Consider the following 20,414-nt stretch of genomic DNA (forward strand, 5'->3'; position numbering starts at 1 on the left):
GCAAGACAGGATAGGAGAAAATTCAAGAAACCAGCCCTCACATCCCTAACAAAGCCTCGGCGGCTGCCAGCGTGTCAATGTCCCCCAGCCCCTTGTCATGTCGTATCGCCTTGATCCGGGGAAACCTCAGCGCCAAGCCGGAATCATGGCGGGGCGAGCGGCGTATCGAATCGAACGCGATCTCCAGCACGATGTTCGGCTCCACCCGGCGCTTTCTCTTGTCCTTTGAGATGGTGTGTTTTGTGAAATGCTCGGTCAGTTCCTCGATCTCCTCATCGGTCAATCCCGAGTAAGCCTTGCCCAGCACACGCAGCTCGCCGGATCGTTCATCGAGGACGGAAAAGGTGTAGTCGGATAGCACATGGGAGCGTTTCCCGTGCCCCTGTTCTGCAAAGGTCACGACACAATCGAGCGTGGGCATGACGCCCTTCAGTTTCAGCCACGCCTTGCCGCGCCTGCCCGGACTGTAGTGGCTTGCGGGATCCTTGGCAATCAAGCCCTCATGGCCTTCACCCAGCGATCGCTTGAAACATGCATCCAGCCCTTCGTCGTCTTCCGCCGTGAACCTCTCGATCACGGAGAACATACCGTCCACAGCCATGCTTTCCAATCTCTCACGCCGTTCCGACAGAGGCAGATCCAGAAGAACCTCGCCATCCGCCCACAGCATATCGAACGCCACATAACGCAGGGGAACCGAAGCCTGGCCGCCCTCCATGAAAAGATCCTCCGCCGCCCTCCGCCGCCCCAGCCGTTTCTGCAGATCCGCGAATCCCAGCTTGCGGCCTTCCGCGTAGGCGATCAACTCGCCATCCAGGATAAAATCCCCATCCAGCCGCGCCGCCGCTACGACAAGCTCCGGAAACTCCAGGTCAAGCGGGCGCAGGTCCCGCGAAAACAGCCCGATCTCGCCGCCGGATTTATGCAGCTGCGCCCGGATGCCATCATACTTCGGCTCCAGCCAGTAGGGCACCGAAAATGGCAGCCCGGAAAATTTCCGAACTCCCCCTTCCCCCTCACCCCCAAGCGGCGAGGCCAACATGCTGCGGATCGGCACGAGCGGCGTCAAAACCGCCTCCCAAAGCCTCCTCTCCTTGGCCAAGATAGCTGCCTTACCCAGATCCCCCGTGAGCATGTTCGCATTCCTCAGCTCAGATAAATCCGCTTCAAACGCTCGTCCCAATGCCTCCTCCACCAAACCCTCTTTCAGTCCGATCCGAAGATCACCGGTCAATATCCTGATCACCAACTCCGCTTCCGATGGATGTAATTCAAACAATTGTTTTGACAGGGCACTGAGCTTATCTAGGGTTCCATCAATAGCTTCGATTTCACGTAAGAATAAATTAAAACAACTGAAGCTCAGCGGCTTAGGTGAAAGTTGAATCTCCTGTAAGAGAATGCGGGTGGTGCGCGAAATGTCATTTTGCACATAGGAAATCTCTCGGTAACGCTCCTGCTTCACACCGGGTATTGAAACCAACGCTCGCTTGATTAAAGCCACACCAAGATTCAGTCGACGTCTACCCGCCCGCCTTGGCAAGGCTTCGCCAGTGAACCAGCGGGTGGCGAGATTGAGGTCTTCGGCGGATTCCAGACTGCGCAGGTAGTTCGCGAGATACTCGACCTTGGAGATCCGGCTGCTGGTCTCTCCGACTAGGCGGCAGACATCGGAAAAATCCGCCAGCTGGCAAATCGGGCGGCTGTGCCTGGGAGCAGCCGCGCCGAGGGATGACGGGACGGATTTCCCCAGCGAAAGCTCCAGCTGATCGCCACCCATCGCGGACCAAGCCTCGATACCTTTCGCCCTCAGTTCTGCGGCGAATTCCTTCGCGTAACCATGGACGGTCAGCACCCGTTTGGGCCGCACCCGGGTGACACATTCATGGAGCCCGGCGTGATCCGCATGATCGGACATGGGGATGATTTCCTCAACCCGGTAGCGATAGAAGGCACCCGGCTGCAGAGCCCAGCCGGTCAGCATTGCGGTGCGCTTGTTTTTCAGCCCGCGCAGGAGCTTTGCGCGCACGGCGTTCGGAGGGGCGACGACCGCCTGCCCTGGCAGCGCGACACCCTCGAAGATCACCGGTTCCGGCAGTTCCATGCCCGCAGACCGGCACACATGGGTCATTTCCGCGACCTTGGGATGAGACAAGACGGGGATCCCATGCTCCGCCAACAAGGCCAAGGCCTCTTGCGCCTTGCCCAGCGAATATCCGAAGAGAACCGGGGTCTCCCCGTCGGCGATCGCATCGTTCACGAAGCCCAGCACGGCGGCTTCGACCTCCATCTGCCCCGGGAAAACGAGGTGAGGAAGGCCGAAGGTGGTCTCCATGATGAGCGTGTCGGCATTGATGAAATTCACCGGCTCTGTCGTGCGCCCCCTCCTGACCTTGAAATCCCCGGTGTAAAGCAGGCTCGCCCCATCCTTTTTCCGCGTCACGTGCAGCATCGCGGAGCCGACGATGTGTCCAGCCGGCAACATGCGCAGCCGGAAGCCGTCACGCTCGATCATCCCGCCGAACTCGTGGGCATCCAGCCGCGTCTCGGCCATGTTGAAGCGGGCCCGGAGCAACTTGGCCGTAAGGGTGGAGCAAAGCGCCTTGCCGTGCCGCGAGAAGTGGTCGGCATGGGCATGGGAAACGAAGGCGGACTCCCTGGCATCCCAGGGATCCAGCCAGAAATCCATTTCCGGCAGGTAAAGCCCACGATTGAAAACCACTTCGATCACCCGGGCAGACTATCAGGGGAACGCGAGGCCGCAAATCCTTCCGCAATGGCTTTACGAAGAGGGTCGCAGATGCAGGGCAAGAAATTGAGCCCTGAAGCCCATCCCATCTCCAAAACTGCGTTCCTCTGCGAAATCTGCGCTTGCCCCTCTTCCGCGTATCCACGGGTTGCAAACCCGGCACCCTTTTCTTATCATGCGCATCATGCCGGAACTGGAAAAATGGTTCGACTCCGTGGAAACCGACAGGCCTTTCGAAACCTGCAAGATCTGCGATCAACTGCTGCCGCTTGCGGCGGACACATGGGTCGTGAACAAGCACTATCACCGCGGCGAGTGCATCATGGAATACGCCGTCTGCGAAAACTGCCGGGACAGGGTTTCCGGGAAGTTCAGCGAGGACTCGAAGGCCGCCATCCGTGATTTCCTGGAAAACGGCATCGACTGGGAGCGGCGCATGGCCGAGTGGATGCTCCTGCAGGATACGGCCGAAAGGCTGGATGCCTGCGTCGCCTGCCGCACACCGCGGGATGGGAGCGAGGGCTTCACGATCTCCGCCCAGTTCGGTCACAACGGGACACTGATCGAGGGTGCGCTGCCCCTCCTCATGTGCTCGGGTTGCGTCGCACAGGTCACCGCCTCGCTCTCAAGGGAAAGCCGCAAGGTCTGGCAGGATTTCATCGCCCGCCACTTCGAGGGCCCGGATTCCGAGGATATCGATCTGGGGATTTTCTGATCACTTTCTCCCCTTCGCCCTGTCGTAGCGCGAGCGGCGCTCCGAGGGAGCCTGCGGAGCCTGCCCCAAGTCCGCCTCGACCTTCTCCGGAACGACTGCTCTGACCACCGGCTTCGGCACCTTTGCGGCCTTTGTCATGGGCACCTTCTCCCGTTTCTCGATCCTTACGAACTCCGGCAATTTCCAGCCCGTACGGGTGATGAGCGCATCGAGCAGGATCATCCCCAGAAGCACCAGCCCGAGCGACAAACTCAGCGAGGTGGAGGCGATGTAGGGCGGGCGGAGCCATGCTTCCTTGAGGTTCAGCAGCTCGCGGCCATCCGTCTGGTGGGACACCTGCCGCAGCTCCGCAAGCCGCTCCGGCTCAAAGGCCCACTCGACGCTGGAGCCCACGCTGACCGGGCCGAAGCCGATCGCGTTGTCGCCGACGCGGATCGCGCCCTTGACGACGCTGCCTTCCTCAAGGTCGCGGCTGAGGGAAAAATGTCCCGGCGCGAGCCGCCGCCACGGCAGCTCGTAGATGGGGCCGCCGGCATCGTCCTGGAGCTTCACCGTCGGCGGATCCTTGCTGAGGCGCTCGCCCCACTCGGCATCGTCGTAGAGGAGGTCGAGATCGAGGCGGGTGCCCTGGACCTTGTGGCGGATGGCGATGCCCGGCGGCATTTCCTGGCCCATGAGGAAACGGCCGAGTGTCTGCATGAAATCGCCATAACCCTCCCATTTCCTGACCTCCTCGGAAAACTCGCCGCCCAGCGGAAAAGAAACGGCCACCGTCCTGCCGAGACCGCGCCGTGCGTGGGCGACGAGAGGCGCGGCATACTCGTCCTTGGAGACCAGCGAGACCGTGGTATCCTTGCGGGCGTAGGAGAGGTTGTAACCACCCACCGCGGCCATCCACTCAAGCGGCTTGGGCGAGATCTCGCCCCAGCGCCCGGAGGCCAGGGTCCCCACCGGCTCCTCGACGAAGGCCGAACGGGCGATCGTCACCGTCTCCTGCGCGAAGATCTGCGGGATGTCCATGGGCTTGTCGGAGAAGAAGATCCGCCCGTTGCCGAGCTTCGCGATGTCCTCGCAGAGCTTCGCATCCACATCGCCTTTCGTGCCCAGGCCGATGACGGATACGGTCGCCCCGTCCTTGGTCATTTCCGCTAGCAGCTTCTTGTAATCCCCCGGTTCCTCGGTGTCCTGGGTGTCGGTGAAAAGGATGAGGTGGCGGGTTCCGGCCTTCGACTTGCGCAGCTCCTCCCAACCCGCTTTCAGGCCGGTGTAGGCATAGATGCCGCCGCCACCCGCACCGATCCGGGCGATGCGTGCGGAAATCTCCTTCTGCTTCCCGCCCACGGAGGTCAGCGGCACGGTTTTGGTCGGCTCGCTGTCCACTGCGAAGACCGTGATCTGATCCATCATGCCAAGCAGGTTCGTTGCGGCGATGGCACCCGAGTTGGCGAGATCCATCTTGGTTTTCCCGCCCGCAACCCCCATGCCCATCGACCCGGACCTGTCCATCACGATGGCGAGCGCGACCGATAGTTTCCGGTGCTCGGATTTCAGCTCCATGGATACGGGAAGGAGTCCGTCTATGTCGGATTGGAAATAGCCGCCGGAGCCGAAGGAGCGTTTCCCGCCGGCCATCAGGAATCCCCCGCCCTGCTCCTTGACGAAGAAATCCAGGGACTTCATGAAATCGTTGGGGATCTCGTGGGCGGGGACGTTGTTGAAAATGACAGCCTTGGTGCCGCCCAACATGCCCGGCTTGAGCTGGTTGAAATCGCTGACCACCTGCACGTCGAAATCCATGTCCGCCATCGCCTGCGCCACCGGGTCGTCGGTGTATTTCGTCACCAGCAGGAGCCGCGGCCCGCCGGTGATCTCGATCCAGCGCTTCATTCGGTTGTTGCCGGGGTGGGCGTCGGTTTCCGGGCGTATCTCCGCATCGTATTCGTAGGCGCCGACCTTGCCGATCCGATCCGTGAACTCGGCCGTCGCGGTGCCGTCCTTCACCTCGACATCCGTTTCCACCAGGGTCTGGCCGTTCCTGCGGAGGATGAGCGGGACTTTGCCGTCCTCATTGCCGCGCACCAGCACGGAGATCAGGAAGGGCTCGCCGAGCTGGACACGCTCGGGGAACGAAAGCCGTGCCAGCCGCATGTCCTCGGAGGTCTCATCGCGCACCAAGCGGAAGTCCAGCGGGACGCCGCGCTTCTGGAGCTGGGCGGCGGCTTCGGTAAGCGGCTCGGTGGAGTAGCCGTCGGTGAAAAGCAGCACGCGGGTCGGCTTCGTTTCGTCGACCTTGGCCATCAGGTTCGATAGCGCCAGGCCGGTCTTGGTCAGTTTCCGCGAGCCGGTGAAGGAAGATCCGTCGATGCCCGCATCCGCCACCTCCGCCGCGAAGTTGACAAAGCGGAGGGTGTCGTGGCGTCCGGGCTTAACATCCTCAAGGATGTCCGTCCATTCCGGCAGTCCCTTGTCGATGAGGTCTTCGGTGGATTCCGAGCGATCCAGCAGGACGATGAGCTCCAGGGCGTCCTGCTGCTTGCGTATGCTCGGCTGCGCAAGCAGTGCGGCGACCAGCAGGATGATGATGATGCGCAAGGGACGGAACAAGCCGAGCCGCGGCCAAAACCAGCCCAGCAATCCCACCAAGGGGATCAGCAGGAAACTTTCCGGATACTCGAAGGCCATGTGCGGAGGATTCGATATGTTTTCCGGACGGATGGCAAGTGGCGGCCCCGTCTATCTGCCCGTTTTCCTTTTCAGGATGGAGAGCATCTCACCCACCTCATCCACCTTCACCAGCAATGCCACCGCGAAGTATGCCCCCGCGGCGAGCGAGATCAGGCCGCACAGCCAGACCGCTTTCACCAGCACCGGCATCGCCGTGAGATCGGGGAAGAGCAGCCGGTTCCCGACAATGCAGACCGCCGCCATCACGGCTGTCGCCAAACCGATTTTCAGGAAAGCGAACAGCAAGCCCTTGGTGCCGACATCCCCCGCGTAACGGGTCATTGCCGCGTAGAGGAAAACGAAGTTCAAGCTCGCCACGATGCTTGTGGTGAGCGCCAGCGACTCGTGCCCCCACTTGAAAACGAAGACGAAGGCGTAGTTGAAGCCGATGTTGACGAACAGCGCGATGATGCTGGCGATCATGGGGAACCAGCGTTTCTCGATCGCATAGAAGGCCGGTTGCAGCACTTTTAGCCCGGCGTAAAACAGCAGCCCGCATCCGTATGCCCGCAGCGCCCCCGCCGTGGCGGTGCGATCCGCCTCCGAGAAATTCCCCCGCTCATAGAGCAGGCTGATGATGGGATCGGCCAAGACCACAAGGCCCACCGTTGCCGGAAAAACCAGGAACATCACCAGCTTCAGGCCTTTGGAGAGGGTTGGCGCGAAGTCCTCCCCCACCCCGTTGATCGCCGCGCGGGAAAGGGCGGGCAATGTCACCGTCGCCACCGCCACGCCGAACACCCCGATCGGCAGTTGCATGAGCCGGAACGCATAGCTCAGCCAGCTCACCGCACCCTCACCCACCCCGTAGGCGAACATCGAATTCACGAAAACGTTCACCTGCGTCACCGATGCCGCGATCACCGCCGGCCCCATGAGTTTCAGGATCTGCCTGACCCCGGAATCGTTCCATCTGAAATTCGCCACGAAACGGTATCCAACCGCCCGCAGTGCCGGAAACTGGCAGGCAAGCTGAGCGACCCCGCCGATCACGACGCCCCACGAGAACCCGACCAAGCTGCGCGGCCCCCATGTGGGATCCATCCAGTATCCCAGGGCCGCCCCGCCCGCCATCGAGCCGATGTTGAAGAAGCAAGATGCCAGCGCCGGCATGCCGAAGACGTCCCGCGCGTTGAGCATCCCCATCACCAGTGCGGAGAGCGAGACCAGTGCGATGAAGGGATACATCACCCGCACCATCTCCACCATCAGCGTGAATTCCGCGGGGCTGAAATCCCGCGCCGTTTTGCCGCTCTTCGAGAACGATGTCAGCAACTCCACGATCCAGGGCGCCAGCCCGATCCCGACCAGCGCGACCAGTCCCATGAACACCGCCACCAGCGTCATAATGCGGTTCGCCAGCACCCATGCCTGCTCGGGGCCGTCGGATTTCACCTTCTTGGAAAAGGTCGTCACGAAAGCCTGCGAGAGGGCTCCCTCGGCGAAAAGGTCCCGCAAAAGGTTGGGCACCCGGTAGGCGAGGTAAAAGCAATCCATCCAGCGGCTGCCGCCGAACAGCCCGGCGAACATCATTTCCCGCGCCAGCCCCAGCACGCGGCTCAGCATCACAGCCGCACTCACCCTCCATGTAGCCCTCGCAGACATCCGCGCCGTTCATCTACGATGCGGAAGGGCTTTGCAATCCCTTTGAATTGGTCGCCCCCGTCTCGGGGCAGGCCGTGCAAGCTGCGTCCCGCAGCGAATCCGCCCGCATCTCCCTCACCCACCCTCACCGTCCGCCGCCTTGGCCGCTTCCCGGATTGCGGCCTTGGCTCTCTCCAAGCGCTTCGGCCACTTGAAGGTGGGCGCCTTTTCCGGATCATAGCCCTCCATGTGGCCGGTCAGGCGGGTGGCGGGTTTCGTGTAGGTGATTTCCGTATCGCCGAAGACCTCCTTGCAAAAGGCGGCGAGAGCGGGATCGTATTCGACCAATTCCTCGCGGGTGTCCACATGGTTGTGATCGTGGTCGTTGACCCGGTTGTTGCCGAACCAGGACTGCACTCCCTCGGCGAAATACTCGTAGTGGTTGGTGGCCGCATACTTATCCTTCCACAGACCCGCCGCCATCGCCTTTTCGTAGGCCGCCTTGAGGCGTTTGTCGAAGGTGGGATCGACGTTGGTCATCCCACGCAGGTGGATGCAGTGTGCGAATTCGTGGATCAGGATGTTTTCCTTTTCGTAGGGATCACCCGGGTAGCCGAGCATGTTTTCCTCCGCGCATGTGCAGTAGGGGTCGGTCTCGCTGCCGCCGGTGCCGCGCGCCCGGGCATCCCAGAAATCCTTGCCGCTCACCCCGGGATAACGCTCCTTTTCGCCAGCTCCGAAGTGGGAGAACTCCGGCAGGTCGGTGGTGAACTGTTTGTAGCCGATGATGCAAAGCCGCGCCCCGCTTTTCACAAGCGCCTGCCTGACATCGGCGCGCTTTGCCAGCATCTGTTCCACGATGTAGGCGGATTCCTTGATGGCATAGGGATTCACATCGGCGGATGCGACGATGGGAAAACCCCCGACATCGACCCGCTGGGTGTAAAAAGCCGGTATCCCGTCCTTCCCGGCGGGATCGAAGCGGAAGCCCTGCACCAGCACCTGGCTCTCCACGATGTTCTCCGTGCCGCTTTCCTTGCCGATGACGGCGAAGCGGTGCCCTATGGTCGTGGTGATGATGCTGTCTTTGCCGGGCGCAACAACTCCGTTGGGAACCCGCTTGCCCTCGCCATCGATCCAGAGGATTTCCGCAGCCTCATTGCTGCCATTGATGATCTGGAGCTTGGGGCGCGGAGCCTCGGCAGCTGCAAGGATCGTGCCGGAGGCTAGGCAGATGTGGATAGCCGTCTTGCGCATTGATATCATGCAATGGATCATCCTGGCAAAAGTGGTGAATGTGAAGGCTAATTGCGGAGAGCCGCCCTTGCGGGCGGCTTCTTGCGGCAGCATTGCAAAGCCCCCCCCGGAAGGACGGCTGCCCAGCTAGTCCTTGCCATCCGCCCCCGCATGGCCGAAAAGAACGCGACTTATGACCACACAACTATCAGGCACCTCCTTCATCGGCTTTTCACGCTCCAACGGCACCCACGCCTGCGGCCAGGCCGTGAACCCGGCCATGGGCGAAAAACTCGCCCCCCAATACCTCGCCGCCACGGATCAGGAAGTGGAAAAGGCCATGTCGCTTGCCGCCGCGGCATTCCCTGTTTACTCAAGCCTTCCGGGAAAACCCCGCGCCGCGTTCCTGCGCAGCATCGCCGACAAGATCGATGCCGTCGTGGAGGATATCGCCGCCCGCGGGCCGCTGGAAACGGGATTGCCCGAACCGCGCATGCGGGGCGAGACCGGACGCACCACCGGCCAGCTGCGCATGTTCGCCGCGTTGCTGGAGGAGGGCTCATGGGTCGATGCCCGGATCGAGCGCGCCATCCCGGATCGTGCCCCGGCCCCCAAGCCCGACCTCCGCTCCATGCTCCGCCCGCTCGGGCCGGTTGCGGTTTTCTGCGCCAGCAATTTCCCGCTCGCCTTCTCCGTGGCCGGGGGTGACACCGCATCCGCGCTTGCCGCCGGTTGCCCCGTGGTGGTCATCGCGCATGCCTCGCATCCGGGGCTTGCCGAGATTGTCGCGACGGCGGTCGTCGCCGCTGCACAGGAATGCGGTATGCCGGAAGGTGTTTTCTCGCTGCTCTACGGAGGCGGACGCACGGTGGGCCAGGCTGTTGTGAAGCATCCGGTCACACAGGCGGTCGGCTTCACCGGATCGCGCGCCGCCGGCACCGCCCTGATGGCCACCGCCGCCGCCCGCCCGCAGCCCATCCCGGTCTATGCGGAAATGAGCTCGGTCAACCCGCTTGTCATCCTTCCCGGAGCGCTTGCCAAGGGAGAGGCGGCGCTGGCCGAGGCCTACTACGGCTCGCTCACGCTCGGCGCTGGCCAGTTCTGCACAAACCCCGGCTTGGTTTTCCTGCCCACGGAGAATGGCGATGATTTCCTCGCCCGCCTCAAGGAACTCGTCGAGGCCGGCTCTCCCGCCACCCTGCTCAATGCCTCCATCTGCGGCGCATTTTCCGAAGCCACCTCTGCCTTCGCCTCCGCCGCCGGGGTGGAAACCCTCGCCCGCTGCCCTGCAACCGCAGGCCACGGACAGGTGGTTCCCGTCGTGTTCACCGTATCCATCGCGGATTTCCTGAAAAGCGAGGAGCTGCAGGGCGAACTCTTCGGCCCCGGATCGTTGATTGTCAGGGGCAGCCTGGCAGAGATCGAAGCCGCCATCGCAAAACTGGAGGGCCAGCTCACCGCCACCCTGCATGCCACCGAGGAAGAGCTTGCGGAACATGCAGGCCTCGTCCACGCGCTCCAGCAACGCGCCGGACGCCTGATCTTCAATGGGTTCCCAACCGGTGTCGAAGTCTGCTCCAGCATGGTCCACCGGAGGCCTTATCCCTCGACCTCGGATGGACGCAGCACTTCCGTCGGCACCATGGCCATCTACCGTTTTTGCCGTGCGGTCGCGTGGCAGTCCTTCCCGGACGCTGCGCTTCCGCTGGAGCTGCAGGACGCGAATCCGCTGGGGATCAAGCGGATGGGATAGGGAGAGCCTTCCTTCCAGGCGGCTTTGCAGTGGTATCGGAATACGCCGACCGGAAGGACGGTTCTCCGTATCGCCCGCTCAAAGCCACCTGACTTCCGCAGGCATGTCGACGAACTTGCCGTCGCAGCAGAACGGCTGTCCGTCGAGGGTGACCTTCGAGCCCTCGCCGAGGCTTGCGATAAGATCCCAGTGGAGGGCGCTCTTGTTGCAGTTTCCGGTTTCGGGGTATCCAGCGCCGAAGGCAAGATGGAAGGAACCGCCCATCTTCTCATCGTAGAGGATCTGGCCGGTGGGTTTTGAGATCGCCCGGTTCGTCCCGAAGGCAACCTCGCCGATGCGGCGGGCACCCTCGTCCTGATCGAGCATGGCAATGAGAAAATCCTCCCCCTCCTCCGCCGTGACATCCGTCGCCCGGCCTTTCTCCATCACGATGCGTGCGTTCCTGACAGCATGCCCCTGATAGACGCAGCGCTTGTCGAAAAGCACCACGCCTTCCGCGCCACCGTTCTCCGCACCGAGATTCGGCCCGGAATAGACCTCGCCGTCGGGGAAGTTCTTCCTACCGGGGCTGGAGAGCCATTTCATCCCAGATACGGCAACCCTGAGATCCGTCCCTTCGGGCGTTTGGAAATGGAGTTCGCTACCAGCCATGAGTTTCCCCGCAAGCTCACACTGCCATTGATCTAGCTTTTCCCAGAAAGCCACCGGGTCTTCCTGCCCGAGCTGGCAGGCGCTGACCACGAAATCGCTGTAATCGGCGAGGCTCATCCCCGCGTCCTGGGCGTAGGCGTTGGTCGGGAAAAGAGTGGTCGTCCACAACAGCGGCTTGAGCGTCGAGTCGATGGACGGATCGTCCGCGACCGCCGCCCTCTGAAAAAACAGCTCGCGCGAATCCTTCTGTGCCCGCGCCGCACGCTGGGTCACCGAAGTGTCGAACTTGTCCAGCGCCCTGAGATTGGTGATCGCGCTGATGTTGATCGAGGCGTCGATGGCCTGGGTTTCATGCAGCGTGAACGGGTTCGCCCAATCGAGCTGCTCAGGACAGGCGAGTTCGTAGAAAGCCTCTCCGAGAAATTCAGGGCGGCAGTTCACGATGGGATTGCCTCCCGCCTCGAGCACCTTGCGGTAAACCGCCTCAAGCAGGGGCTCCGCCGCAGGTTGGGCGTTGATGCGGACGATGTTTCCCGGGCGGACATTTGTCGCATGGCGCACGAGCACCTCCGCCCAGCGGTCGAGATGGATCTGGGTAAGCATCCGCAAGGCCTAGATGAGCGGAGCCCGTTTGTCACGCGAAGCCCGGCGATTTCACAAAATCTCCGCGATCTGGACGGCGTTGAGCGCCGCGCCTTTCCGCACCTGGTCTCCGACGACCCATAGATCAAGGGCGTTTTCCAGCACCAGGTTCCTGCGTATGCGCCCGACCAGGCAATCGTCCTTGCCGGTGGTGTCAAGCGGCACCGGGAAAACCTTGTTTGCGGGATCATCCACGACAAGCACGCCCGGCTTGCCCTGGTAGGCGGCCTTCGCCCCCTCGACGCTCGGCTGCTTGGAAAATTTCGCGGTGATGGAGACGGAGTGCGAGCGATAGACCGGCACCCGGACGCAGGTGCAGGAAACCTTGAGCGCATCCACTCCCAGGATCTTGCGCCCTTCGTTGAGCATCTTCATCTCTTCCTTGGTGTAGCCGTTTTCCGTGAAAGAATCCACCTGCGGTATGACATTGAACGCGATCTGTCGCGGATAGACCTTTGGGGTGAAGTCCCTGCCGTTCGCAATGGCCTGCACCTGCTCCTCCAGCTCGACGATGCCCTGCGCCCCGGAGCCCGAAACCGCCTGGTAGCTCGACGCGATGACGCTTTCCAAGCCGTATGCCTCGTGGAGCGGCGCCAGCGCCATGAGCGAAATGATGGTGGTGCAGTTCGGGTTCGCAATGATGCCCTTGGGCCTGTCATTTGCGGCGGCGGGGTTGATTTCCGGGATCACCAGCGGCACCCCCTCGTCCATCCGGAATGCCGAGGAATTGTCGATGACAACGGCCCCGGCGGCTGCTGCCGACGGCGCGAACTCCAGCGAGATCCCGCCGCCCGCGCTGAACATCGCGATATCGACGCCTGCGAAGGAATCATGGGTGAGCTCTTTCACGACGATCTCCTGGCCGCGGAATTTCATGGTCTTCCCCGCCGAGCGCGCGGAGGCGAGCAAGGTCAGCCCTCCGAGCTGGAAATTCCGTTGCTCCAGGCAAAGGAGCATCTCAACGCCGACGGCACCCGTCGCCCCGACAATCGCCACATGAGGTAGTTTCATTTCTCGTAATTCTCCGGCCACACGCCGGGGGGCGCGCAAGATATCCCGATCGCCTCCCCTTGCAATCCCTAAGCGCGTTGCACGGGTGCGACCGACCAAATGGTTTCCCTGTGCGGATTCCCCTGTTGCAAGACCCCGGGCACTTGCTAGAAAGCCCGCGTGTCCACAAAAGAAACCAAACCCATGGTCCGCATCGCCGTCGATCTCGGCGCGAGCAGCGGGCGTATCATCGCAGGAATCGTCGCGGATGGAAAACTCACTCTCAAGGAAATCCACCGTTTCGGGAATCCCGCCGTGGAACTCCCCTCCGGCCTCTACTGGAACATCCTCGGGCTTTTCCATGAGATCGTCAGCGGCCTGAAAAAAGCGGTGGAAACCCATGGCAATGACATCGCCTCCATCGGCATCGACACCTGGGGTTGCGATTTCGGCCTCTTCGACGCCACCGGCGAGCTCATCGCCCCGCCCCACCAATACCGTGACCCGCGCTTCGAGGGCATGGCTGATACAATGCACGCCCTGCTTCCTGAGGTGGAGGTCTTCGGGCGCACCGGGATCAAGACGAACTTCTACAACAGCTCCCTTCACCTGCTCGCGCTGCGGCTGAAAAACCCGCAGCTCCTGACAGAAGCGAGCACTCTCCTCTTCGTCCCCGACATCCTCGCCTACTGGCTCACCGGGGTGAAGGCCGTGGAGCGCACCATCGCCTCCACCTCCCAGCTCCTCAACCCCCGCACCGGCGACTGGGCCTTCGATGTCATCGAGGCGCTCGGCTTGCCGCGTAAGCTTTTCGGGAAAATCGTCGTCCCCGGAACCATCCTCGGAAACCTCCGCCCGGAGCTGAAATCCACCCTCGGCCGCAGCGACATCCCGCTCGTCGTCGCGCCCTCGCACGACACCGCCTCGGCGGTCGCTGGCATCCCGATCTCCGGGGAGGAAACCCTCTGGCTGTCCTCCGGCACCTGGTCCATCATGGGAGTGGAGATCCGCCAGCCCATCACCAGCCCGGAAGCACTCGAACTCGGCTTCTGCAACGAACTCGGCGTCTCTGGCACCGTCCGCTTCCTCAAGAACATCGCAGGCCTCTGGCTCATCCAGGAGTGCAAGCGCCAGTGGGATCTCGATGGCATGGATCACTCCTTCGCCGAGCTTGCGGAAATGGCCGCCGCCGCCAAGCCGTTCACCGCCTTCATCGATCCCGATGCCCCGGTCTTCGCAAGCCCAGGGAACATGCCGGGGAAGATCCGCGAGTTCTGCGCAAAGACCGGCCAGACCGCCCCGGAATCCATCGGCCAGATCCTCCGCGTCGCTACCGAATCGCTCGCCCTGAAATACCGCTACGTGTATGAGAACATCACCCGCCTCACCGGCATCGATTTCACCCGGCTCCACGCCGGCGGCGGCGGCATCCAGAACGAGATGCTCTGCCAGGCCACCGCAAACGCGCTCGGCATCGAGGTCATCGCCGGCCCCGTCGAGGCAACCTCCTGCGGCAACATCATCACCCAGATGATCGCCACCGGGGAGACAACGGATTTCGCATCTGGCCGCGCCCTGATCCGGGATTCATTCGGCTTCGTCACCTACTCGCCGGAGGATGGCGAGACATGGGAAAAAGCCTACCGTGACTTCCTCCGCATGATGTCTTGAACTCCCGCAGCGGAGTTTCTTCGGTGCATCCCAACAAGTCCGGTCTCTGACACATGATGCCCGATTCCGCTTCCCAACCAGGGACGTTGGCTGAACCAAACTGATGAAATGAGAGGCGGAAAGAATCCATTTGGGCAAATCCATTCCACCCGATGGCTGCCGGGAATGCCATGACGGCAACTCACACCCCCAAAAAAAACAGGAGCCGGTCTTCGTGGGAAGCCGGATCCTGTTTTGGAAAATGGGTGTGGTAGGCCTCTACTTCGAGTAATCAACCTGCACCGGAGCGGTGGGGATTTCCTTGAACTGTGGCATTGGCGGAAGCTGTGGGGCTGCGACATCACTGGTGCAGCAACCGCAGGAAGTGGCGAGGACAGCGGTGACGCTGGCAGCAATGGCAAGGAGCAAACGGATCATGGTGGGATTTGTTGTATCTGGGGATGGTTGTTGGGAAAGCATTTTCGATCCTCGGATCGAAAAAACCCCGCCCGACTCCGGATCGAAGCGAGCGGGGCTTGAAGCCTGGATTACTTGGCAGGTGCTTGGTAAGCTGGTGCTGCTGGTGCGCTTGGGCAGCAGGAAGCCGCGAAAAACGCTGCTACGGTGGCGACGATGGCGATTTTGATCATGTTCATAGTGTTGTGTTGGTTGGTTGTTGTGGGAAAACACCCTGAATGGGCGATTTCTTCGCAGAGACTAACCGGATGGCATTGGGCTGCAAGGCAAAAGGAAGGGATGCATTGCATCTCCACCGCTCAGGCCGAACGCCGCCGTCCCGATGTGCCACGCCTGCCGCCCCCGCCCGATCCTCCCTGGGATGCGCCGGAGCGCCCGCCGCCCTGCCTGCCGCGCCCTCCTCCGCCTCCGCCCTGCTTAACGGCCGGCGGGCGGAATCCGCTGCTGTGCTTCTCGCGCAGCGTCTCGCTGTGCCAGGCATGATCGGTGTTGCGGGGAATCGCGGTCTTGATGGTCTTCTCGATGTCGCGCAGGAAGTCGATCTCATCCTCCGCGCAGAATGAGACGGCGAGCCCGTCGGCTCCGGCCCGCCCCGTTCTCCCGATGCGGTGGACGTAGGCTTCCGGCTCGTTGGGGAGATCGTAGTTCACCACCAGGCCAACATCCTTCACATCCACCCCCCGCGCGGCCACATCGGTGGCGACAAGGACGGGGACGAGGCCTTGCTTGAATTTCGCAAGCGCCTTCTCGCGCTGTGCCTGGGACTTGTTCCCATGGATCGCCTCGGCCGCGATGCCCGCGGAAGCGAGCGCCTTGGCAATCTTGTTCGCGCCGTGCTTGGTGCGGTTGAAAACGATGCTGAGCCTGGCCGAAGCAGCTCCCGCCTGTTTTTCCAAAAGCTCCTGAAGCAGATACATCTTGTTCCCGCGATCCACGAAGCAGAGCTGTTGCTCGATGCGCTCGGCGGTCGTCACCTCCGGGGTGATGGTCACGCGGGCGGGATCATTGAGGATGCCTTGCGCGAGGGCGACGATGTTCGGGGCCAGGGTGGCGGAGAAAAACAGCGACTGCTTTTTCCGGGGCACCAGGGCGAGGATCTTTTTCACATCCCGCAAAAAGCCCATGTCCAACATGCGGTCCACCTCATCGAGAACCAAGAACTCGACCCCGGAGAGATCGACATGGCGCTGTTCGATGAGATCTAGCAGGCGCCCCGGGCAGGCGACGAGGACATCCACACCGCCCCGCATCGCAGAAACCTGCGGATTCTGCCCCACGCCACCATAGATGAGCGTCTGGCGGAACCGAATTTTCTGGCCGTATGTGGAAAAGGACTTCCCGACCTGGATGGCCAGCTCGCGGGTGGGTGCGAGCACAAGGCAGCGGCACTGCCTCGGGGCGATCCGCTTCGGATCCGTGTGCAGGGCATGTAGGATGGGCAGCGCGAAGGATGCCGTTTTCCCCGTGCCTGTCTGTGCGCATCCGAGGAGGTCCCGCCCTTCCAAAAGCAGCGGGATGGCCTGGGCCTGGACGGGAGACGGTGTGGTGTATTCGAGTTCGTTGAGAACCTGTTTCAAGGGCGCGGCGAGAGCCATCGCTTCAAATGTTGCGGTCATGTTTGTTTCGTAAATGCCAGCCCGGCCGGGAAACGGCTGCTGGCGGGGTCGATGAGATGAAGGGTGAACCTCTTACAATCTCTCATCGAACGAAGACCGGAAAAAGCGTGCCGCATACGCGGCGGCCGACGAAAACACATCCGTCTGAGAGCTTCCATAGGCGGAAACACCCGGATGACAATGTTTTTCTCGCAAGGCCATGGGCAAAGGCATCCCCCGGCCTTTGCCGTACATCGCCAACCCGCTGCATTGACATCGTCATTTCAGGTAACTAAACTATGTCCGTAACGGTATTTTCGCCTATGTCAGATTTCTCCCAAACCCCACAGGAACGCGATTTCCACTGCCAGCATTGCAGGGGGCGTATCGTCATCCCATATTCGCTGCCTCCGACGACAGGTCCGTGCCCGCATTGCCAGGGTGTGATCACATCCCCCGCACCTCCCGGGCAGGGTACTGCACCGCAGGCGTATGTCGCCCAGCAGCCTGCCTCCGCCGTCCCCGCCGGGACGGAAACGCAGGTGCGGCAGGCGGTCATCCCACCCCGGCGTGATGGCGCAGGGGAAATCGCCGCCCAACCCCAGAAAGCAGTCCCCCAGGGACGCCGGAAAACCTCCAACGGCATCATCCCGGCCATGCTCGGACTTTTTGCGCTCATCCTGGCAGGCGGCGGCGCCGTATATTATATTTCCAACCAGATGGGAAACAACATCGAGCCCCCGGCCGTCGCCGGCACCCCCGAGGACAATGAGATCCGCGAGGCCAACTACATCCGGATCGGCTGGCAGTCCGATGCCTACGATGTCCTGGGGAAATTCATCGCCGGAAAAAGCGTGGCGGACAAGCTGCCATACATCCGCAACGCCGATGAACTCAAAGAGAGCATCGAACTATTCTATGGTGGTGTCGTCATCCATGACGAGGACACGCCTGCGGAATCCTTTTCTATTCAGGACCTTTCCGAGGCCGACAGAAAGCGCGGGATTTTCATGATGACCTATGACCAGCCCCCGCAGTTCGCACTTCGGGAGTTTTTCCGCCCCCTCGCGCCGCTTGAGGTCCAGTATGGCCTTGAGGAAGCGGACATCCTTCTCAGCACCTTTGCACGCGTTGGGAATTTCTCTATGGAGCCGGTGCGCGTACACGCCTTCTTCAAGCGGACAAGCGCGGGGCTCAAGCTAGATTGGGAGGTCTTCGCGCAGACGAAGTACCGCACTTTCCAGAACTTCACAGAGCTTCCCGATATCGGACGCCCGGAGGTCTTCAGGGTGCTCATCGTTGAGGATGTCCCGGAAAAAGGCCAGGGAGTGGCCGGATCCCGGAGCTACCGCGTCGTCGACCCTGCCAACCTGGAGGACTCCGTCCGCGTGAACGTCCCCCTGGATTCCGCAATCGGCAAGGAACTGGCCGTCATCAACTGGCGCGGCACGAAACAGGGCACGCCGGTCACACGCACCGCAACCGTCGAACTGGAGTGGACAGGCTCCCAGGATAACCCAGTTCTCGGGATCAAGCGCTTCATCTGCTGGGAATTCCTTGGGCTTGGCGGGGAGGAAATACCGGCAACCGCCTCTAACAGATAGTCGCCCGACCGCATCCGCATGGCTACGGCCCAAAGCTCAAGCATCGCCGCCATTGCCACCGCCCCCGGCGTGGGCGCCATCTCGCTGGTGAGGCTTTCCGGCCCGAGGGCGGTTGAGATCGCGGACATGGCCTGCGGAGGGATCGCATCCTCCTCCATGCCCCGCCTAGCCCGGCGCTGCAAGATCCGCGACAAGAACGGTGCGGTCATCGACGACGGCCTGCTTACGGTTTTCCTTGCCCCCAAATCCTTCACCGGCGAGGACACAGTTGAGTTCGCCGGGCACGGGGGCATACTAGTGACCCGTGAAATCCTCTCCCGCTTCCTTGAATGCGGAGCCGTACATGCTTCGCCCGGCGAATTTTCACAACGCGCATTCATGAACGGGAAACTCGACCTGACCCAGGCCGAGGGAATCATGGATCTCATCTCCGCCCAGACCCGTCTCGCCATCCGCGCCGCCCACTCACAGCTTGAGGGGACGCTGGGAAAACGAACCACCGCCGCCCGCGACGAGCTATTGGAAATCCTCGCCCACCTGGAGGCTTGGATCGATTTTCCCGACGAGGACATCGATCCACAGACCGCAATCCAGCTAGGGATCCGCATAGACGGCATCCTCGGAACCATCGACTCGCTCCTCGCCACCGCCGACCAGGGACGCATCCTCCGCGAAGGTGTCCGGACGGTGATTTTCGGCGAGCCGAACGTCGGGAAATCCTCCCTGCTCAACCGCCTGCTCGGCTTCGAGCGCGCCATCGTCTCCGACATCCCCGGTACCACCCGCGACACGATCGAGGAAGTCATCAACCTCGGCGGCATCCCCCTTCGCCTCGTCGATACCGCAGGGGTGCGCGAGTCGGACGATCTCATCGAAACGCAAGGCATCCAGCGTACCGTCCGCCAGATCGAGAGCGCAGACCTGCTGTTGGAAATCGCCGACGCCTCGCAGCCCCGCCCCGAGCGCGCCGTCTATCCCTCGAACCACGCCACCCATCTCCTCGTCCTCAACAAATCCGACCTCGGCGAGCACCCCTCGTGGAACGCCGCGGACGCCACACGGATCTCCTGCGCGAGCGGCGCGGGATTCGATGCCCTGTCGGAGAAAATCCGGGTGGCGCTCCATTTCACGGAAGCGGACTTCGGCGAGCACGCCATCGCCATCAACGCCCGCCACCAAGCCTCGCTTGCGCTGGCCCGCACGAACCTCCTGGCCGCGCTCGAACTCCTCACCGAGGAAAACTCCGACCCCGAACTCGCCGCCATCGACCTCCGCGAAGCCCTCGACGCCCTCGGAGAAATCCCCGGCAAAGTCGATACGGAAGACCTGCTAGGTGTCATCTTCTCCCAGTTCTGCATCGGGAAATAATCCCGTTTTCACCATTGAACCCCCTTATCTTTACAACTAGGCTAGGAAATGGAAATGATCAGTTCCGACCCGAAAATCATGATGGGGAAGCCCGTCATCACCGGCACCCGGATTACGGTGGAGTATATCCTTGAGGCTCTCGGCGCAGGAGAATCCTTCGAACAGATCCTTTCCGGGCACCCTACCCTCACCCGTGAGGCCGTGCTCGCTGCCATCGACTTTGGGGCCAAAGCTCTCAAAGCCGATGTAATTTATCCGGTTCCCGGACATGCGGCATGAAACTCCTCGCGGATGAAAATCTGAACTGCATCATCACCCGGGATCTGCGGAATGCCGGACATGAAGTGATTTCAATTTCCGAGGACTCTCCGGGCATTCCGGATGAACAAGTTCTCGAGCTAGCGAACCGTCACGGAGCCCTGCTTCTCACCGGTGACAAGGATTTCGGCGAAATGGCCTACCGTCAGAAACTAGTCCATCACGGCGTCACTTTAATAAGGCTAGCCGGCCTGAGAACTGACGAAAAAAGCAGGATACTGCAAAAAGTCCTCGAAATGCATGGCGATGAACTGAAAAAATCATTCACCGTCATCGCACCCAATCAAATCAGAATCAGAAAACCACAGCCTTCCACTGATCACTGATCACTCGGCACTTTCCACTTCAAATAAAACCC

The 20,414-nt window shown here is 61.7% G+C and carries 15 protein-coding genes; 7 read left to right on the forward strand and 8 right to left on the reverse strand.

Going from position 1 to position 20,414, the window contains the following annotated elements; translation table 11 throughout:
• Positions 1-37: 37 nt before the first annotated feature.
• Complete coding sequence (locus HZ994_01905) at positions 38-2,731, reverse strand: ATP-dependent DNA ligase (GenBank protein ID QTN31128.1); 2,694 nt, start codon at positions 2,729-2,731, stop codon at positions 38-40.
• A gap of 202 nt (positions 2,732-2,933) precedes the next feature.
• On the opposite strand from HZ994_01905, the gene HZ994_01910 reads away from it, so the two are divergent.
• Positions 2,934-3,464 carry a hypothetical protein gene (locus HZ994_01910; protein ID QTN31129.1) on the forward strand — a complete coding sequence of 177 codons (531 nt, stop codon included), beginning with the start codon at positions 2,934-2,936 and terminating at the stop codon, positions 3,462-3,464.
• Here HZ994_01910 and HZ994_01915 read toward each other — a convergent pair whose 3' ends face one another.
• The 3 genes from HZ994_01915 to HZ994_01925 all read right to left on the reverse strand — a co-directional run bounded on the left by HZ994_01915 (position 3,465) and on the right by HZ994_01925 (position 9,029).
• A complete protein-coding gene (locus tag HZ994_01915; protein ID QTN31130.1) occupies positions 3,465-6,146 on the reverse strand; it encodes a VWA domain-containing protein in 2,682 nt (893 codons plus the stop codon). It lies immediately after the preceding gene.
• 51 nt (positions 6,147-6,197) lie between these two features.
• Complete coding sequence (murJ, locus tag HZ994_01920; GenBank protein ID QTN31131.1) at positions 6,198-7,793, reverse strand: murein biosynthesis integral membrane protein MurJ; 1,596 nt, start codon at positions 7,791-7,793, stop codon at positions 6,198-6,200.
• A gap of 114 nt (positions 7,794-7,907) precedes the next feature.
• Entirely contained in the window at positions 7,908-9,029 is a 1,122-nt protein-coding gene (locus HZ994_01925) for a hypothetical protein (GenBank protein QTN31132.1), read from the reverse strand.
• Positions 9,030-9,201: 172 nt separating this feature from the next.
• On the opposite strand from HZ994_01925, the gene HZ994_01930 reads away from it, so the two are divergent.
• On the forward strand, positions 9,202-10,761 hold the full coding sequence (locus HZ994_01930; GenBank protein ID QTN31133.1) for an aldehyde dehydrogenase (NADP(+)): 1,560 nt from the start codon (positions 9,202-9,204) through the stop codon (positions 10,759-10,761).
• 78 nt (positions 10,762-10,839) lie between these two features.
• Here HZ994_01930 and HZ994_01935 read toward each other — a convergent pair whose 3' ends face one another.
• Both HZ994_01935 and HZ994_01940 read right to left on the reverse strand, forming a co-directional pair.
• A complete protein-coding gene (locus HZ994_01935; GenBank protein ID QTN31134.1) occupies positions 10,840-12,015 on the reverse strand; it encodes an aminopeptidase in 1,176 nt (391 codons plus the stop codon).
• A gap of 51 nt (positions 12,016-12,066) precedes the next feature.
• Positions 12,067-13,065 carry an aspartate-semialdehyde dehydrogenase gene (locus HZ994_01940; GenBank protein ID QTN31135.1) on the reverse strand — a complete coding sequence of 333 codons (999 nt, stop codon included), beginning with the start codon at positions 13,063-13,065 and terminating at the stop codon, positions 12,067-12,069.
• Positions 13,066-13,224: 159 nt separating this feature from the next.
• Between HZ994_01940 and HZ994_01945 the strand changes: the two genes are divergently transcribed.
• On the forward strand, positions 13,225-14,715 hold the full coding sequence (locus HZ994_01945) for a rhamnulokinase (GenBank protein QTN31136.1): 1,491 nt from the start codon (positions 13,225-13,227) through the stop codon (positions 14,713-14,715).
• A gap of 258 nt (positions 14,716-14,973) precedes the next feature.
• On the opposite strand, the gene HZ994_01950 is transcribed toward HZ994_01945, so the two are convergent.
• Together HZ994_01950 and HZ994_01955 are read right to left on the reverse strand one after the other, a co-directional pair.
• A complete protein-coding gene (locus HZ994_01950) occupies positions 14,974-15,132 on the reverse strand; it encodes a hypothetical protein (GenBank protein QTN31137.1) in 159 nt (52 codons plus the stop codon).
• Positions 15,133-15,470: 338 nt separating this feature from the next.
• Positions 15,471-16,787 (reverse strand): DEAD/DEAH box helicase, encoded by a 1,317-nt coding sequence (locus tag HZ994_01955; protein QTN31138.1) that lies wholly within the window; start codon positions 16,785-16,787, stop codon positions 15,471-15,473.
• A gap of 422 nt (positions 16,788-17,209) precedes the next feature.
• Here HZ994_01955 and HZ994_01960 point away from each other — a divergent pair, with 422 nt between their 5' ends.
• Genes HZ994_01960 through HZ994_01975 form a run of 4 tightly spaced genes read left to right on the forward strand, consistent with a single transcriptional unit; the run spans position 17,210 to position 20,382 of the window.
• Positions 17,210-18,370 carry a hypothetical protein gene (locus tag HZ994_01960; protein QTN31139.1) on the forward strand — a complete coding sequence of 387 codons (1,161 nt, stop codon included), beginning with the start codon at positions 17,210-17,212 and terminating at the stop codon, positions 18,368-18,370.
• Between the two features lie 18 nt (positions 18,371-18,388).
• Complete coding sequence (gene mnmE, locus HZ994_01965) at positions 18,389-19,738, forward strand: tRNA uridine-5-carboxymethylaminomethyl(34) synthesis GTPase MnmE (protein QTN31140.1); 1,350 nt, start codon at positions 18,389-18,391, stop codon at positions 19,736-19,738.
• A gap of 48 nt (positions 19,739-19,786) precedes the next feature.
• Positions 19,787-20,017, forward strand: a complete 231-nt coding sequence (locus HZ994_01970; GenBank protein QTN31141.1) for a DUF433 domain-containing protein — start codon at positions 19,787-19,789, stop codon at positions 20,015-20,017.
• Positions 20,014-20,382 (forward strand): DUF5615 family PIN-like protein, encoded by a 369-nt coding sequence (locus HZ994_01975; GenBank protein ID QTN31142.1) that lies wholly within the window; start codon positions 20,014-20,016, stop codon positions 20,380-20,382. Before HZ994_01970 ends, HZ994_01975 begins: the two co-directional genes overlap by 4 nt.
• Positions 20,383-20,414: the final 32 nt, after the last annotated feature.

It is taken from the genome of Akkermansiaceae bacterium (assembly GCA_017798145.1).
GTDB lineage: Bacteria > Verrucomicrobiota > Verrucomicrobiia > Verrucomicrobiales > Akkermansiaceae > Luteolibacter.

Bases quoted from the DNA above. Each gene is read 5' to 3' on its own strand.
- HZ994_01910 (QTN31129.1), top strand. From the start codon at position 2,934: ATGCCGGAACTGGAAAAATGGTTCGACTCCGTGGAAACCGACAGGCCT.
- HZ994_01915 (QTN31130.1), bottom strand. From the start codon at position 6,146: ATGGCCTTCGAGTATCCGGAAAGTTTCCTGCTGATCCCCTTGGTGGGA.
- murJ (QTN31131.1), bottom strand. From the start codon at position 7,793: ATGTCTGCGAGGGCTACATGGAGGGTGAGTGCGGCTGTGATGCTGAGC.
- HZ994_01925 (QTN31132.1), bottom strand. From the start codon at position 9,029: ATGCGCAAGACGGCTATCCACATCTGCCTAGCCTCCGGCACGATCCTT.
- HZ994_01930 (QTN31133.1), top strand. From the start codon at position 9,202: ATGACCACACAACTATCAGGCACCTCCTTCATCGGCTTTTCACGCTCC.
- HZ994_01935 (QTN31134.1), bottom strand. From the start codon at position 12,015: ATGCTTACCCAGATCCATCTCGACCGCTGGGCGGAGGTGCTCGTGCGC.
- HZ994_01940 (QTN31135.1), bottom strand. From the start codon at position 13,065: ATGAAACTACCTCATGTGGCGATTGTCGGGGCGACGGGTGCCGTCGGC.
- HZ994_01950 (QTN31137.1), bottom strand. From the start codon at position 15,132: ATGATCCGTTTGCTCCTTGCCATTGCTGCCAGCGTCACCGCTGTCCTC.
- HZ994_01955 (QTN31138.1), bottom strand. From the start codon at position 16,787: ATGACCGCAACATTTGAAGCGATGGCTCTCGCCGCGCCCTTGAAACAG.
- mnmE (QTN31140.1), top strand. From the start codon at position 18,389: ATGGCTACGGCCCAAAGCTCAAGCATCGCCGCCATTGCCACCGCCCCC.
- HZ994_01970 (QTN31141.1), top strand. From the start codon at position 19,787: ATGGAAATGATCAGTTCCGACCCGAAAATCATGATGGGGAAGCCCGTC.
- HZ994_01975 (QTN31142.1), top strand. From the start codon at position 20,014: ATGAAACTCCTCGCGGATGAAAATCTGAACTGCATCATCACCCGGGAT.